Source organism: Sphaerospermopsis sp. LEGE 08334 (assembly GCF_015207205.1).
In the GTDB taxonomy this organism is placed as follows: Bacteria; Cyanobacteriota; Cyanobacteriia; order Cyanobacteriales; family Nostocaceae; genus Sphaerospermopsis.
Genome location: NZ_JADEXH010000027.1, coordinates 15899 through 33155 on the forward strand (window position 1 = coordinate 15899; position 17257 = coordinate 33155).

13 protein-coding genes are annotated in these 17257 nt (G+C 36.6%); 5 read left to right on the plus strand and 8 right to left on the minus strand.

Features of this window, described 5'->3' with window-relative positions:
• Positions 1 to 69: 69 nt before the first annotated feature.
• Both ahcY and IQ237_RS15790 read right to left on the minus strand, forming a co-directional pair.
• A complete protein-coding gene (gene ahcY / locus IQ237_RS15785; protein WP_194056766.1) occupies positions 70 to 1347 on the minus strand; it encodes an adenosylhomocysteinase in 1278 nt (425 codons plus the stop codon).
• A gap of 231 nt (positions 1348 to 1578) precedes the next feature.
• Positions 1579 to 2388: a hypothetical protein gene (locus IQ237_RS15790; protein WP_194056768.1), complete on the minus strand. Its 810-nt coding sequence runs from the start codon at positions 2386 to 2388 to the stop codon at positions 1579 to 1581.
• A 304-nt stretch (positions 2389 to 2692) separates the two neighbouring features.
• On the opposite strand from IQ237_RS15790, the gene IQ237_RS15795 reads away from it, so the two are divergent.
• Positions 2693 to 4045: a mechanosensitive ion channel family protein gene (locus IQ237_RS15795; RefSeq protein ID WP_309225770.1), complete on the plus strand. Its 1353-nt coding sequence runs from the start codon at positions 2693 to 2695 to the stop codon at positions 4043 to 4045.
• A 247-nt stretch (positions 4046 to 4292) separates the two neighbouring features.
• Positions 4293 to 4556, plus strand: coding sequence for a hypothetical protein (locus IQ237_RS15800; protein ID WP_194056770.1), 264 nt, complete (start codon positions 4293 to 4295; stop codon positions 4554 to 4556).
• A gap of 148 nt (positions 4557 to 4704) precedes the next feature.
• On the opposite strand, the gene IQ237_RS15805 is transcribed toward IQ237_RS15800, so the two are convergent.
• Together IQ237_RS15805 and IQ237_RS15810 are read right to left on the minus strand one after the other, a co-directional pair.
• The gene (locus IQ237_RS15805) at positions 4705 to 5862 is read right to left on the minus strand and encodes a glycosyltransferase (protein ID WP_194056772.1); all 1158 of its coding nucleotides are present in this window, start codon (positions 5860 to 5862) and stop codon (positions 4705 to 4707) included.
• Between the two features lie 40 nt (positions 5863 to 5902).
• Entirely contained in the window at positions 5903 to 7081 is a 1179-nt protein-coding gene (locus IQ237_RS15810; protein ID WP_194056774.1) for a glycosyltransferase family 4 protein, read from the minus strand.
• Positions 7082 to 7684: 603 nt separating this feature from the next.
• On the opposite strand from IQ237_RS15810, the gene IQ237_RS15815 reads away from it, so the two are divergent.
• The 3 genes from IQ237_RS15815 (at position 7685) to IQ237_RS15825 (ending at position 12248) form a co-directional block, all read left to right on the plus strand.
• Entirely contained in the window at positions 7685 to 9931 is a 2247-nt protein-coding gene (locus IQ237_RS15815; RefSeq protein ID WP_194056776.1) for a hypothetical protein, read from the plus strand.
• A 334-nt stretch (positions 9932 to 10265) separates the two neighbouring features.
• A complete protein-coding gene (locus IQ237_RS15820; RefSeq protein WP_194056778.1) occupies positions 10266 to 11042 on the plus strand; it encodes a PIG-L deacetylase family protein in 777 nt (258 codons plus the stop codon).
• Between the two features lie 93 nt (positions 11043 to 11135).
• A complete protein-coding gene (locus IQ237_RS15825) occupies positions 11136 to 12248 on the plus strand; it encodes a glycosyltransferase family 4 protein (protein WP_194056780.1) in 1113 nt (370 codons plus the stop codon).
• Between the two features lie 80 nt (positions 12249 to 12328).
• On the opposite strand, the gene IQ237_RS15830 is transcribed toward IQ237_RS15825, so the two are convergent.
• The 4 genes from IQ237_RS15830 to IQ237_RS15845 form a co-directional block, all read right to left on the minus strand.
• Positions 12329 to 13207, minus strand: a complete 879-nt coding sequence (locus tag IQ237_RS15830; protein WP_194056782.1) for an aspartoacylase — start codon at positions 13205 to 13207, stop codon at positions 12329 to 12331.
• Between the two features lie 246 nt (positions 13208 to 13453).
• On the minus strand, positions 13454 to 14887 hold the full coding sequence (locus tag IQ237_RS15835) for an O-antigen ligase domain-containing protein (protein WP_194056784.1): 1434 nt from the start codon (positions 14885 to 14887) through the stop codon (positions 13454 to 13456).
• A 307-nt stretch (positions 14888 to 15194) separates the two neighbouring features.
• A complete protein-coding gene (locus tag IQ237_RS15840) occupies positions 15195 to 16127 on the minus strand; it encodes a glycosyltransferase family 2 protein (RefSeq protein ID WP_194056786.1) in 933 nt (310 codons plus the stop codon).
• Entirely contained in the window at positions 16045 to 17247 is a 1203-nt protein-coding gene (locus IQ237_RS15845; RefSeq protein ID WP_194056788.1) for a glycosyltransferase family 4 protein, read from the minus strand. The genes IQ237_RS15840 and IQ237_RS15845 overlap by 83 nt, the downstream gene beginning before the upstream one ends.
• Positions 17248 to 17257 lie beyond the last annotated feature (10 nt).

Consider the following 17257-nt stretch of genomic DNA (forward strand, 5'->3'; position numbering starts at 1 on the left):
CTCTGCGTGAGCATAAAAAAAGGGATAAGCAAAAACGCCCATCCCCAAAAAATCAACTAATTAAATGATTTAAGTTCCAGACTGCCAAGAATTGATATACTCAACCTGATCAGCAGTCAAACTATCAATGTAAATACCCAAAGCTTGCAACTTCAAACGAGCAATTTCTTGATCAACCTCAGTGGGAATAGAATACAAACCAGGTGCTAACTTACCCTTATTCTTCACCAGGTATTCACAAGCTAACGCTTGGTTAGCAAAACTCATATCCATTACCGCGCTAGGATGTCCTTCCGCAGCAGCGAGGTTAACTAAACGACCTTCACCCAATACAATCACAGATTTACCACTGTTGAGGATATACTGTTCTGTAAAAGGTCTTACAGTTTTGATTTCCTTAGCTTGACTTGCTAAATATTTCAAATCTAACTCAATATCAAAGTGACCAGAGTTACAAACGATCGCCCCATCTTTCATTACGTCGAAGTGTTCACCCCGGACTACGTGCTTGTTACCAGTCACGGTAATAAATAAATCACCTTCAGAAGCAGCTTCAGACATGGGTAATACCCGGAAACCATCCATTACCGCTTCAATCGCTTTAATGGGGTCAATTTCGGTAACGATAACGTTAGCACCCAAACCACGCGCACGTAAAGCAGTACCCTTACCGCACCAACCATAACCAGCTACGACAATGGTTTTACCAGCCAGCAATATATTTGTAGCGCGGATAATGCCGTCTAAGGTAGATTGACCAGTACCGTAGCGGTTATCAAAGAAGTGCTTGGTGTCTGCGTCGTTAACGTTCATCGCGGGGAAAGTTAACACGCCATCAGCCAACATAGCGCGTAAACGCACAATACCGGTGGTGGTTTCTTCGGTTGTACCAATTAAATCTTTAATTTGATCTTGACGGTGTTGAACCAATTCGGCGACTACATCACTACCGTCATCAATAATAATGTTAGGACGATGATCTAAAGCGATTTGCACGTGGCGGCTATAGGTGGCTGCGTCTTCGCCTTTGATAGCAAATACAGGAATTTCGTAATCTGTGACTAAACAAGCAGCTACATCATCCTGAGTTGATAAGGGGTTACTAGCGATTAAAACTGCATCAGCACCACCCGCTTTTAAGGCGATCGCCAAATGGGCGGTTTCGGTGGTAACGTGGGCGCAAGCAACTAAGCGCAAACCAGCAAAAGGCTTTTCTTTCTCAAAGCGATCGCGAATTTGCTTTAATACTGGCATTTCCCGGCCAGCCCAGTCAATACGTTGTCTTCCCAAGGGAGCGAGGGCGAGGTCTTTAACCTCGTGCTTTAATCTGGGAGCGGTTGCGGTCATGAACAATTATCCTCTAAAAAATGAAACAGGTTGATAAACCTTTACGTACTTTAACAATATTTTCTGACAAGTAGCCATATTTTCCGGTAAATACTCATTCCCTATTGATCAGCAAAGGTAATTTTTCATTGCTAGATAGTGGAACAGGCTTCTAGTCTGTTGACGGGCAAGATGCCCATCCCACATTTTATATTGAATTATGACCAGCTACTTAGCAGTGAGTAGATTTGATTAAATCAATGAAGCCAAAGTTTGCATCAATAGCTGAGATTCCTTACCCATGTCACCTTGTAATAAAAATTGATACCATTGATATAACTGTTGCCGAGCTAAACTATAAAGTGGCTCATCAATATCTGAGTTAAAAAGTTCCATTATCGCCTGTCTTTGAGTTTTTCCACGTCCTAAAATCCTCAGCCAAAGAGTGGAAATATCTATAGGTAGTTGATTTGTGACCACAATAGTAGTAGAGAAAATTGCAGGTAAATTATAAACCCCTGGAATATTTATAGCAGATGGTTTAATTCCAAATCCTTGCCAATGGTCAGGGAAAATAGAGGGAACGATGATCAATTGGCTTTTATTATCTTCTTCTTTTGATTCTTCCTGATCTGTATCTTTTAAAGTTTCATTGACAGGAATAATCTTACCATCAGCTTCACTTGTCCATGTTAAAAAATGACTGAGACAAGTTCGTAATTCCCAGATATTTGGTGTCCAGCGTAGAGGTGAAATAATACACGGATTTGAAGTAAATTCTCCCAATAATCCCAAGGATGTCCTAGATTTATTGATGTCAGGTTCAAACAATACATCTACCATTTTTGCTTCTGCCACCACTTCAGGACTAACCAATATACGCGGGTTATCGTTAAAAAGTGTTTTTATGTATGTACTTTCCCAGCCTAATCGAGAAGGATGTTTATAGACTCTCAATTTAGGGTTACGGGGAATAAGTTCATTGAGGAAAACATTACCATAATTACTAAGTAGTGCAAAAAGGTAATTTTGGGCAAAAATCACAAAAGATGGTCGAGACATGGGAAATTTTTCCAAAATATTGTTTCTAATCTGTTCTACATTTAATTAGCCATATTTTATCATAAATACCTATTAGCTATTACATACTACCTATATCTTCAATATAAGTAAGATTAAGACCCAATCTAACTTTTGGTTTTTTCATCTTTCTCTGGTAATACTATAATTGCTAAATCCTTACATAGATGATGACACATCTGGTAAAAATTATCGTAGGGACAATTCATGAATTGTCCCTACAGGGGTTTCGTGGTTATACACATTTCATGACCACAAAATGTCTATTACCCAAGGAGGTATTTAAGTGCTAGGTAAATTTTTAGCGATTACGGGTTCAATGATCATATCCATTGCACCTATACCTAAAGCTACAGCCCAGACACCGAATAATTTACCAGAAATACCAGAAAGTTTACATAAAACTACATTTACTAAAACAACATTAACTCAATCACAGCAAGAAAAAGAAAATCAATTTTTAGAACAATTGGCGATCGCCTCTGGTACTACCATCGCTATGGTAATCATGAGTTGGGGAGTTCGTCGTTTCCAAAAACGTTTAAGTAATAATTTCCTCAAAGTCTCTGACTCTGATTCCTCAGAAGATCAACCCATCACTACATTACTAAATAAACAGCAAGAGCGACATCTTCAAGAAGTTAAAACCCGACTATTTCAACTTGCACAAGCTGGAATTTGGGTCAGTGGTAGTTTAATTATTTTAGGACTATTTCCTGCTACCCAAGCCCTACAAATTGGGATTCTCACCATTGCCAAAATTCCCATTAAATTAATAGTTGTTGGTGTGGGAACATATCTAACAGTAAGGTTTACCTATGCCATTATAGATCATTTTACCTCTACTATCATCAGTGGTGGAGCATTACTAACTCCAGAAACTTCCGAACGTTTGCAATTGAGAATATCCACATTTTCTGGGGTTACTAAAAGTATCACTATCATTATTTGGGTAGGTGCAGGAATCCTAATGTCCTTAATTGCTTTGGGAATAAATATTGTTCCTCTTTTAGCTGGTGCTGGTTTAATTGGTGTGGCTGTATCTTTGGCTTCTCAGAACTTAATTAAAGATGCCATTAATGGCTTTTTGATTATTCTTGAAGATCAATATGCTTTGGGTGATGTGATTACTGTGGGAAATGTGGGTGGTTTAGTGGAAAATCTCAATTTGCGAATGACTCAAATACGGGATTCAGAAGGAAGATTAATTACAATTCCTAACAGCGAAATTAAAGTTGTAGCTAATCTTTCTAATCGCTGGTCCCGTGCTGATTTAACTATTCCAGTTTCTTACCAAACTGATATTGATGAGGCTTTGAAATTAATTGAAAATGTCGCTATCCAGATGAATCAAGAACCTCAATGGAAACGACAAATTATTGAAACCCCCAGTATTTTGGGAATTGATAATTTTGGCGATCGCGGGATGATGATTCGTGTTTGGATCAAAACCCAACCCCTCAAACAATGGGATGTAGCGCGAGAATATCGTCGTCGTCTAAAAATTGCTTTTGATGAAGTTGGAATTCATATTCCCGTACCTCAACAGTCAATCTGGGTTAATGATTCTCAGTATTTAACTTCTGCAAATAATGGTTCATCCTTTTTAGGAATCAATCATCAAGATCAAAACCAATAATTCTGGGTTAGCATTCTCTAATTTTGCCTAAATCCGTTTTTAATCAGTAAAACAAACTTCAATCCCTCCTTTTTTGTAGGGAAACCAGTCGCTGGCGGGGGTTATCCCCGTTATACGAACTGGTTTGGGTTGTATCGGAGCTTGAACTCTTGACAGAATAGTATACTTGTACTATAATAAATTCATCGTGTCCGACCTCTAAACAACATCTGGAAGATGGATTCAAGGGTATTACAAGGATATTACTATGATGAAGCACTATATTCTCAATCTTAATCCAACTGCCAAGCATGAATGGGATCGTTGTATTTTACGTGATCCTCTGACCGCAAAACGTCCAGACATAGCAAAATTAATTGCTGAAGCTGTAGGTGCGGATACGGGTAGTTATTTAGTCAGTGTTAATATTGAAGTCAAGGTATTAGAAGAAGCAGCAGCACCCCCAGGAGAACAACTTTCTCTTCCTTTTCCTGAAGTTAACATAACCTCACCAATGCGGGAAGCAGCGTAGTTAGATGTAGGTTGGGTTGACGTAAGGAAACCCAACATTGATGATTAGCAGTCTTTGATTATATTATATTGAGAGCGGATTTTTTGGAACAAACCGCAGAGACGCAGAGAACGCAGAGAAAAGCCAAAAATTCTGATTTTGGTTGTGATTATGTTGTTAATAGTTCTTGAATTTTTTGATGAATTTTTTGATGAATTTGCTGATTAATAATATTCACATCAAAACGTTGACTAGCACTAATTCTAGCATAATTAGCGATATTTTGCATCATGTCTTTTTCCTGAACACAATTATTAATTACCTGTGCTAATTCCTGGGGGTTATTTGGTGTAACTAAAAAACCATTGATCCCATCTTCAACTAATTCTATTGCACCCCCAGCTTTAGCAGCAACCACAGGTTTACCGCACAGCATTGCTTCAACAATAACTCTCCCAAAAGGTTCAGGTGCAATTGATGTATGTGCCACTAAATCACAAGCTGACATTAATTGGGGAATATCATCACGAAAACCTAAAAATTTAACTCGGTTTTCTAAATTTAAAGCTTGTACTTTTTGGTGTAATTCTTGTACATATTCATCCTCACCAAATAAAGCATCACCGACTAAAATAACATGAACATTTTCTGGACATTCTGCCAAAGCATCAATTAAAATATGCTGTCCTTTCCAGGGAGAAAGACGGCTAAAATGTCCCACGACAAATTTATCCTCTAATCCTAATTTTAGCCTTAATTGCTGAGGTTCATTTTCAGAGATTTGATAATTTTCACTAGCAAAACCATTATAGACAACTTCCACAAGATCAGCTTTTCCTCCAGCTTGGATAAATGCAGTTTTACTAGCTTGAGAATTAGCAATTACTAAAGATGCAAAACGATTAATTAAAGTAATAGCAACCCGGAGATTAGTGTTACTAAAATGTTCTAAAGATAGAATATCATGTAAATGATAAACCAAAGGACGACGTGCTAAAAAACTCGCTATTGCACCGACAACTAAAGCTTTTTGAGTATTAGCGTAAATTAAATCATATTCCCTAGCGCGTTGAACTACTTTATTAATTAAAGGTGTGAGTTGTCCTAAACTAGCTAATGCTGTAAATAAACTACTTTGCTTTTTAACATTAATAGCTTGAGTTGCTAAAACTTCCACAGGAATATGATTAATTTCCAGTAACTTTCTAAAATCACCATCTGCAAATAAACCAACTAAACAAGTATCAGCAAAGGGTTTAGCAATATCTAACAAACATAACTCAGCACCACCAGGTTTACCACTTTGATCTAAAAATAAAACCTTCATTATCATTTCCCCTCATCTGCGTTTATCTGCGTTTAATTTATCAATTTTTATCAGCTAAAATAACTTGTCTTACTTGTTGAGAAATATGATTCCAATCATAATTTTGTACTGCATAATTACGACAGTCTTCTCTAGAAGGTGAAATGATTTTTCTTAACATTGCTTGTTCTAATTTATCAGCAATACTATCAACAGTGATTGAATCAGTAATTAAAGCTGGTGCAAAACCCTGTAAAATTTCTGGCATTCCCCCTACCGGTGTACATAAAACCGGAGTACCACAGGCTAAAGATTCCACAATTGCTAAACCAAAACCTTCAAAAGATTGACTAGGCATTACTGTTAAATTGGCAGCTTGGTAAGCAATTGGTAACTGTTCATCTGGCAAAAAACCTAAGAATTTAACATTGTTTTCTAGTCCTAGTTCTATCACCTGTTGTTGTAGTAAATTTTGAATATGTCCACGTCCAGCAATAGCTAACCAAATATCAGGAAGTGTGGGTTTAATTATCGCTATTGCTTGTAATAACTTATCAATTCCCATGCGATAAACTAGACGACGAGAGGTAAATAATATTGGTCGATCCGTTGGCCAACCTAGTTGTTTTCTAGCTGCGAGACGAGATAGATTATATTGGAAGTGATTGATGTCTACTCCACCGGGGATAATATGAATTTTATCCCAGGGAACTTGATATTGTTGATGTAAAATATTACCAAAAGCTTGGCTGAGAACAATAAAGCGATCGCACCGATTATAAGTATTTTTTTCTATCAACTGCTTCTTCATCCAAATACTGAGGTTTTTATTTACTTCTTCTTCCTTACTTTCTGAAGCCCAAGGACCATGAAAATTAAAAGTAATTGGTACTTCTTTCGGTAAAAGATCCAAAATCGGAAAGCTATATAATGCGAAATGTAAATTAATTGCATCAGGTTGATATAACCTAGTTTTTTGGAAGTTAGTCCGAATAGACCATAATCTTTTCCAAATTTGACTATCTGGAGATGCTAAATTATTTAACTTAATATTTGACTTAATGAGTGTATTTTTGTCATCTGGTAAACCTACTCCACATAATTCTATGCGGTCTTTATTTATAGCTAATTTTTGAGTTAGTTCATAAATATACCTTTCTAATCCTCCTGGTGTTTTGGGAAACCAACCTGTTCCCAAGGTGAGGATAGACGCAGAAGCTAATTCCTGAGTTGTTGTCATACCTTCCACCTAATTATCTCCTTAACTTCCTCACAAAATGAAACCTATTTAATAGGTAAGTCTGAAACGATACAATTAATGCTCACAATCATCAATTAACAAACCTTTAGTTTAATCCGGTTAAAAATTTGTAAATCAGGTAGTTTTTGAATAAATTATTTTTATATATCGCGTTTCCTGAATACAGGAAGTCTTGGGATTTTGTACTTAGTAAAATTATTACTGTGATTATGAATATCATTGATATCTATTAAATCCGCACCTTTGATAATTAAATATTTTCTCAAGCTTTCTATCTATCTACAGAACTAGGTTTTGATGAATATTGTATTATAATTAACAAGTTGCGAGGGGAAGATAAATTATTTTTCTGAAAAATCAGAATATTGGCAGATGAGAAAATATCAAAAATATATTTTTTTGATAAAGTTCTGATGAAATTACCTAAAATGCAACATTTATTTGTTAGTTTATTGATATTTAGTACCAATGATGTTTCTGTGTCTTTTCTCCGCTACGGTTTTTAGAAAAGGAACAAGATATCAAAAAGCAAAAGCATAATTTAGCAACTCATTTTTGCCAATATGCAGCCATAGCAATTTTATGAAAAACAGATTCACTTCACAAATTCAAAAAATTCAACAACAGCTAATTCAAGTTATCAATAATGTAGTTAGGAGTAGGTACTGGCGACAAAATATAGCTTTCAAAATTTTACTGTGTTTCACTTGTAGCTTAATTGTCATCTTTGCGGGAATGACAATGGAAAAAGCCACAACTCAAACAGCCACAGCACCAGTATTTAATTATCAAACATCTTGGCTGGGTAATACTATTGGCAAGGGAGAACTGCGGGTACAAAACTATATAGATGCCATGTATGTTACAGGAAATGGACTGGTTTACACTAACAGTATTTGGGATGAAGCTGGCATGGAAGCAGCTATCTATAAAGATGGTAAAGTCATAGGTTTCCTGGAAGATTTGCATGGTTGGTATCGTCTTGGTGGGAAAGCGGTTACAGCCAATAACAAATATATTTATGTTGCTATGAGACAGGGAGGAATGAGTAGTAAAAAAGAAGGTTATCCTTCAGAGGGTAAAACTTGGTACTGTGTGAGACGCTATGATTTAACGGGAAAACCTGCACCTTTTCCTGGGGGAAATGGTTGGGATAAAAGTATGTTAATTATCAGTGACAAAAGCGAAGTTACTGGTTTAGCAATGGTAGATAATAAGTTATTTGTGAGTAATGCTGATGCCAACATTGTGCATATTTTCAATACAGAAACAATGCAAGAAATGGGTAAATTTAGCGTTACCAATCCGGGAGGAATAGCCGTTGATCCACGAGGAAATTTATGGATTATTCAAAATAAAAAAGGTAACACAGCAGCTAAAATAGTTAATTATGATCAAAGTGGTAAAAAATTACCCCAACAAATTGTAGATGTGGTTGATCCTACAGCGATCGCCATTTATCAACCAATCAACAAACAAGATAGATTATTAGTAGCAGAAAATGGCATCCGGCAACAGGTACTAATTTACAACATTAAAAACAAACCTGTACAGGTAGGAACTTTCGGTACTAAAAATGGGATTTATAGTGGTGTTCCTGGAGAAGTGCAAGATTTAAAACTTTATGGTATTACAGCCGTTGGAGCAGATAGCGCAGGTAATCTGTATATCAATAATAATGGCTTTAATAATTCAGGAACAGATTTAAGAAAATTCTCCCCATCGGGAAAACTGCAATGGCAATTACTTGGTTTAATCTTTGTTGATAATGCCGATACTGATCCTAAAAGTGATGGTGTTAATCTTTTCACCAAACAAGAAGAATATTGGATGGATTACAGTAAACCAGCAGGTAAACAGTGGACATATAAAGCTTATACTTTAAATCCTTTCAAATATCCTCAAGATCCGCGTCTACATACATCTCCAGATGCTCCTATTTTCCGTCGTATTCAAGGAAAGCCTTTTTTATTCCTGACAGATATGTATAGCAGTTTTCTACAAATTTATCGGTTTCAACCAAATACAGATGGTGAAATTGCAATTCCTGCCGGAATGTTTGTTAAAACTAATGTGGATAGTCCAGGAATAAAAGGAATAAAAGCTAATTGGCCACCATATCAACCAGCTAAAGGAGAATGGATTTGGCGAGATAAAAATGGTAATGGTGCATTTGATCAAAATGAATATGATAGGAGTGAAGATTATCCCTATTTAGGAGGTTGGTGGGTAGATACAAAAGGCGATGTTTGGAAAGCTTTGCGAACAGAAGATGGTATTCGCCATTATCCTTTACAGGGATTAGATAGTAAAGGAAATCCGATTTATAACTATCGTTCCATGCAAAAGGAAAAGACTCCTAGCTTCTTTAAAGATTTGCGAAGAATTGAATATTTTCCCGAAACAGATACGATGTATTTGTCAGGTTTTACTGTTGAACATCCTGCTATTGGTGATGATTGGGGAGTTGTCGGCTCAGAAATTGCCAGATTTGATAATTGGAGTCAAGGAAATCGCACTCCTCGATGGCGAACTGTCATTCCTTATGACACCACTGGTAAACGAGAAATTGCTACCGCCTCCATGAGTGTAGCAGGAGATTATGTATTTACAGTGACATCTAAAACTGCGGAGGTTAATATCTATAATGCCACTACAGGCAAACTTGTAAAAAAATTTAGTCCAGGTCCAGAAGTTGGTGGAGAAAGTGGTTGGGTGGATATTCCCCACGGTATCCGCGCTTTTCGTCGTCGTAATGGTGAATATTTAGTGTTTGTGGAAGAAAACTGGAAAGGAAAAGTGATTATTTATCGTTTACCAATTTCCTAAAAATTAGGTTATCCAACTTATTGGATTAAGTGTAAAAATCCAGCATTTAGGATTCAGTACGGGTTTAGCATTGCTAAACCCGTACATGAGTCAGAATATTGGATAATTTGCCATCCAATCATGATTTTTAAGTTGAACAAATAACATTTTTTGTATGCTGAGACAGAGAAAATTTAATCTTCATATTTATAGCACAAATTTACAAAATTAATAAATTTCGCTGATTTTATTTAAATATGATGATAATTAAGGTTTTGTCCTTTGACATGATTTTCAATGCTTGAGACTCTGTTAAGAGAATAAATTAAAATAAAAGTAGAGGAAGTAAAAAAATATGCTAAAAACAACGTTGATGGAATTACAAAAATTAATTCCCAGCAATTTACTAAATACAATCCAATATATTCATGCTAGTTTACTTGCAAAATTTATTTTAGGTTGGGGAAGTGAACAGTTTCAATTTAGTGAAGCTTCTGCAATGGTTTTTTCTCCCCATCAAGATGATGAAACCTTGGGTTGTGGTGGAATGATCGCTCGAAAACGGGAACAAGGAATAAAAGTAGCCGTCACTTTTTTAACCGATGGACGTGGTTCGCATGGTACAGATACAAATATTCAAAATCAAATTATTCAAATTCGGAAACAAGAATCTTTAAAGGCGTTAAGTATTTTAGGTGTATCGCCTTCAGAAATTCACTTTTTGGATAAAGAAGATGGCAGTTTACCAGATTTAAACCCTGAAGAAAAACAACAAACAATAGATCAGATTTCCGAACTGTTAAAACGTTATCAACCAGGAGAAGTTTATGTTCCACACCGTAAAGATTGTCATAGAGATCATGAAGCTACATATTACTTGGTAAAAGAGGCGATCGCCCAGAGTGGAATTAAAGTCCAACTCCTACAATATCCTATTTGGGCATTTTGGAGAGCGCCCTTATTTATCCTCTTAAAATTAAACGATATTAAATCAGCGTATCGCTTATCAATTACCTCAGTCCAAGAAAAGAAAAAAAGAGCGATCGCAGCCTATCCTTCCCAAATGCAAACCCTACCACCCGGCTTTATAAAACGATTTTTATCTTCAGAGGAAATTTTCTTTCATAGTTAATTTTTATGTATTGAATCAAAAGCTAAAAGCTAAAATTTCAACATTTTTTGCATGATGAAATTTTTATTAAAAAATTGCCGTGGAGAAAAATAAATGCGAATACTACACATTACGAACCATGTTCAAAAAATCGGTAACGGAATTGTCAATGTCGCAGTAGACTTAGCTTGTTTACAATCAAAACAAGGTTTTAAAGTTGCTGTCGCCTCAGCAGGTGGAGAATACGAAAAATTATTAGCAAATCATGGAATTGAGCATTTTCAACTCAATCAATCACGTACACCATTAAACATCATTAAAGCCGCCTGGCGTTATCGAGAAATTATCAAAGAATTTCAACCAGATATTGTTCATGCCCACATGATGACAGGAGTTGTACTGGCAGGAATTTTGAGAAATAATCATGAATATAGTTTAGTTTCCACTGTACATAATGAATTTCAACGTAGTGCAGTATTAATGGGATTAGCAGATCGGGTAATTGCAGTTAGTCATGCAGTAGCTGATTCTATGATTCGTCGTGGTATTCCCGCCGAAAAATTAAGAGTAGTTGCTAACGGTACTTTAGGCAGTCCTCGACATAGAAAAATCCAAGATTATCAACCTAAAAAATTACATCATCCAGCGATTACTACAGTCGCAGGAATGTATACTAGAAAAGGTATTGGTGAGTTAATTGCAGCTTTCCAACTTATTGCTAAAGATTTTCCTCAAGCCCATCTTTATTTAGTAGGAGAAGGTCCTGATCGTGCGATATTTGAGAACATGGTTAAAAACTGCTATCAACTACGCAAACGTATTCATTTTGAAGGTTTCCAACCAGAACCCCAACGATATATGTTATCCACAGATATCTTTGTTCTCGCCTCACATTGTGAATCATTTGGTTTAGTTTTAACAGAAGCACGAGAAGCCGGTTGTGCCATTGTCGCTAGTGATGTAGATGGCATTCCTGAAACTTTAGATCATCGTCAAGCTGGCATTCTTATTCCACCCAAAGATAGCCAAACATTGGCTAATACCTTAGCGCAATTACTCAAAGATCCTCAACAATTACAAAGCTGGAAATTACGCGCCCAGCAAAATCTAGAAAGATTTAGTGCCATGCGAGTAAGTGAGGAAACATTGGCTGTATACCGTGAGTTAACTAGACAATATGCCGTCATCAACCCAATACAAATTAAAGAATTAGTAGTAGGTAAATAGGTAAGCATTCAGCCATCTGTTTCCGTCAGCTATGTACCTGGAATATTAATTCATCTACCTTACCTATTACCTATTTATTGCTATATATTAATAACTTCTTTTTGACTAAAATACATAGCAATTCCTTTCTCATAATAAGCAGCTTCATTGATAAAGAGAGGATACACAATAGACTCTCCCTCATATAAAATTGCTTCACCTTCAAAAGTGAGGAAAATTGGCTCACCAGGATGAAGAGGTTGATAATCTCTAAATTGAAGTTGGGGATGAATCATCGCTTTAATTTCCCCATCTTCATTTCTAGGATAATCAACCGCACAAATAGATTGATAAATTGTCAGGGTGTGACTATTTTGTGGAATTTTACCTTGGTTAAATTGTTCAAAATAGTCCAAAACATCATAAATTAGTTGCTCTGTTTGTTGAAACAATTCCGCATTTAAAATCCCTTGAGCTACAGCACCAACTTCTATAGCTAAACCTAATTCACTTAAAGAACGGAGAAAACCACTGTTTTTAGGTTGCTGATGAATATAGACTTTTACCAAAGGATTAATTGCACTCAGATGAGCCGCCAAACGTAATAATAGGGGGTGCATATTACCTAAAATAATACATAATCCCATATTGGCTGTAGTCGTATGTAAATCAATAATTGCATTTACACAATCTTGGTTTTGTGGTTGCAAAATTGCTTGAATTTCCTTAGCCCTTAATTCTTCATAAATATAAATTTTGTCATCAGGTAAATTGTCTCCAGTAAAGCAACGATTTAAATCTTTATCAATGTATCTGCTCCCACTGGCAATAGCTTTAGGATTACCGAATAATGACAAAGTTTCAAAACTTGATCTCTGAATTAAATCTGGATGTTTATGGAACTTTTTGATTAGATAAACTCCAATTAATTCATTACCGTGACTGCCTCCAACAATTGCCACACGATTAATTTGATTCATAATTACCTCATACATAATACATACAAAAGATGAAATTACCAAAAAGCAGCTAGATTATAATTAATTCAGCAAAAAATAAATTAGTTAAAAATCAGCCTTTTTTAATAAAACATAAAAATGATTATATAGCATGACGCGATTAAATTCCCGACTTCTCTAAGAAATCGGGAATTTTGTTCTTTACAAGAGAAACTTTGCGTTCTCTCCTTTGTTTACTGTTCAAGTTCTAAATCCTAATCCAATTAATTACATCTTCATTCCTTGCTGCTGATAGTATTTATGTGCTGCCATAGCCATAGCCAAAAATCCCCACATAATCATACCTGACACACTTAACATCCCACTATAAATAATTAACTGAGCGCAGGAACTGATCCCAATAGCACGAGCAGCACTAACAAAACTATCCAACTTTCCTTCAGTATAGTTACTAACACTAAAAAGCATTAATAACAACCCACCAAGATAAGGTATAGCACCGAACCAACCCAAAGTAAAAAACATATCTAAAATGCCGCTGTCAATCACAATCACTTCAATTTGTCCAGTTTTTTCATTAACTTTCCAGATATTTCCTAAACCATTACCAAGAGCAGTAGAAAGGGCTAAATTGAGATTTCGATCATAAGATTTTGATCTATCCTGAAAACTAGTATCTTTTTCCAGATTAGAAAAACTTTCCAAGCGAGTAGTCACAACTTCAGAGATAGGTTCAATATTTAGCAATGGTACAAAACACATAGCCATTACTAAAATGATCATAATTAAACGCATTTGAATCCGGGCTTTTACCGAACCCAAAATTATAATTATCCCTAACAACCAGCCACCCCAGCTAGTACGGACTCGTGAAAGCAAAAATGATAAGTAACCAGCTGCTGAGGCAGGAAAAATTAATGGACCAGAACTGGTAAACAATAAAAGCAAGCCGGTTTGCATCACAGTACCAAAGGGACCTGGTGAGTGCAGTGTACTCCAAACCCGCATTTCAAAAGGTTCAGGATTACCAGAACTGGTAAACATTTTTGATTCTATGAGCCACAATTTATCCCACTCAGGAGCAACTACAAATTGATATATTCCATAAGCTCCTGTGATTAAAACACACCATAAAAATACCCGCTGAATGTGTTGACGATAACTGGGATAATCTCGCCAATTTATAAATAAATGAAATGCAAAAATAATGGGACTTAACCAGTCTAAAAGTCCGCGGATAACTGGAACTGGTTGATTAAAAATTAATCCCACTAAAAAACCATAGATCACCCCGATAAAACCTAAAACAAAAGGTAAACCTCCTTGACGAACAGCACCAGGTAAATATTTTATAAAACTGGCAATAGTAACAAGTACCACTAAATAAGGTGCAAGCATCATTTGCCGGGTGGGGTCCCAACCAATTCGATAGTCAACTAACCGAGTTAAGAAGGGTGTGAGAAACCAAATCCACCAAGTAAAACCAATGTAAAGAATGGGATGACGCAAGTATAAAAATACAGCAACTACGAAGGAAGATGCGGGAAAAACTAAGCGTAATAAATTAGCAGCACCTCCAAAATAGCAAGTTGCTGTGAGCAAGATAAAGCCAGCAATGACTATCCAAGCTTGTGCTGATCTTTTTTCTGGGGAATAATTAGTTTGTAAAAAACTATTGAAAAGGATCTGTTTGGAAATCACTTTTTTGGTAATGGGTAATTGGTGATTGGGAAAAATTACGAATTATCAATTAATTCTGAAGGGGTGACAACTTCCGCTCAAACCCTTATCACATAAGGATGGTAAAGGGGTCAGCCTTAAAATTTTTACAACAAATGGGAAACCTATTCCAACATAAAAATAAGACTTGTGGGTTTTGTTTATTGAGAATGGAATCAATAAAGCCAAAAAATGAGGTTTATTTTTTCATGGTGCAATCGTTTAAAACCCTTGCTGAGTCTCTATTTCAAAGATTTATGTCACCCCCTCAGCAATTAATTATCAATTATCAATTATCAATTATCAATTTATTACTTTGCCATGCTTGCCAACGTCCCCGCAAAGAGGCTTGTAATTTTTTAGTGGCAATTATGCCTTGACTGGGTAAAAATCTCAACCATTGCAATATTCCTAAACTATCCCTAGTGCCGATGAAGATTGCCCAAAATAAAAAGATAATTCGGCGTAAAAGTGGTAAATGTTCTAATAAAACTAGGGTTTCATTATGAACTAAGTTAGTAAAGGCAATTTCATTAAAGTTTTCCCGCTGATCTTCATCAAAACGTTGGGCAGGATAGTGATCTACGGCAACGCTAGGATCATAAATAATTTTCCAACCTGCACGTTTGAGAGCTAGAGTAAATGCCATTTCAAAATGTACCTGTGCGCCAGTTCCTCGCATCCGTTGATCAAATCTTAATTTCCCCATTGCTTGGGTGCGAAAACTCATATTCACACCTTTAAGGACATCAACTTCACGAGGTTTTCCTACTCCTAAATGATGGTTGCCAATGACTCGCCCAAACCACTCTACACGCCCTACTTTTGCACAAGAACCAGTTTCTATTTTCTCGCCTTGGTGTATCCAGTCACGTCCGCCCACAGCACCTATGCAACCATCGCTGTCAAAATGGGCAGTGATTTTTTCTAGCCAGTCAGGATGGGGAGCAGCATCATCATCAGTAATGGAAACTATGTCTCCGTTTACTGCTGTAAGTCCGGTGTTGAGAGCCGCTACTACTCCCGGTTTTGTGACTGTGACAATTTGCAATGGTAGGTTGTGGGGCGGAAATTCCCCCAGGAATTGCCATGTTTCCGTATCTGTATCCCGGACTACGACAATTACTTGATCAACTGGCTTAGTTTGAGCTTGCAGTGCGGTAAGGCAGCGTGATAAGTCCGGCGGACGGCGATAGGTGGGGATGAGAACTGTATTCCTCATTTTTCATTAACTCTGTAAATAAGTCTAAATAGGTTTGTGCCATTATTGTCCAGCTATGTTGTTCAGCAATGGTGCGAGCAGCTTTACCCATTTGTTGGCGCAGTAGGCGATCGCTATTTAATAATTTCAAGGCATCAACTAAAGCATTAACATCGTCGCAGTCGGGTAAAACAATTCCACAATTTGGTGTTACTAAATCAGCTGCTCCAGTGGTTTTGGCAGTGATCACTGGTAAGCCTGAAGCCATTGCTTCAATTATTACTAAGCCAAAGGGTTCATAACGGGAAGGAAATACAAAAAAATCCGCTGCTTGTTGCAGCAATGGCATATCACGGCGATAACCTAAAAAATGTACCCGATCACTTAATTTTAGTTCCGCGACCATCTGCGGATAAGGGCTATCTTTGGTGTCACCTACAACCGCTAAATGTAAATCGGGAACTTTAACTAAGGCATGAAGTACAGTATCTAAATTTTTGCGAGAAATGCGAATATCTCCGGCAAACATGGCTAATGTGACATTTTCTGGTAAACCTAATTTTTGCCTATTAGAAATACCCGGAGTAAATTCTTGTAAGTCTACACCATTAACAATAATGCGAATTTTATCACGGGGGACACCGATGTTTACTAATTCATCAGCAACTTTTCCAGATACAGCAACCACAACTTTGCTTTGACGGAATGCTTGTTTTTCCCAATAAGAATTTATCCCTGTATATAGCCATTGATATAAACCATATAAATCTCGATGTTCACGAGAAATATGTACAGGCGATCGCCACCAAGAATTATGGACAAAATGTACTGCATTTACATCACTCGCACCTTTAGTAATTGCACCATTGACTTTAATTAAATCTACTTCATGGCGATGTTTACGTAACCAAGCAGCACTTTTTTGAGCAAAGATAAAATTGCGAATAAATTCACTAGGATATCCGTTGACAGGAATTTTAATCCAATTTACTCGGCTATTTTCTGCTAGTTCTGGTGAGATTTCACTGGCTAATAATGTCAAATAATGACCACGATTTATGGCTTCTTTAGCCACCTCATAGTTAACTCTTCCTTGACCATCACCTTTTTGAATTTTATGGGTAACAATGCAAAGTTTCACTAATAACCTC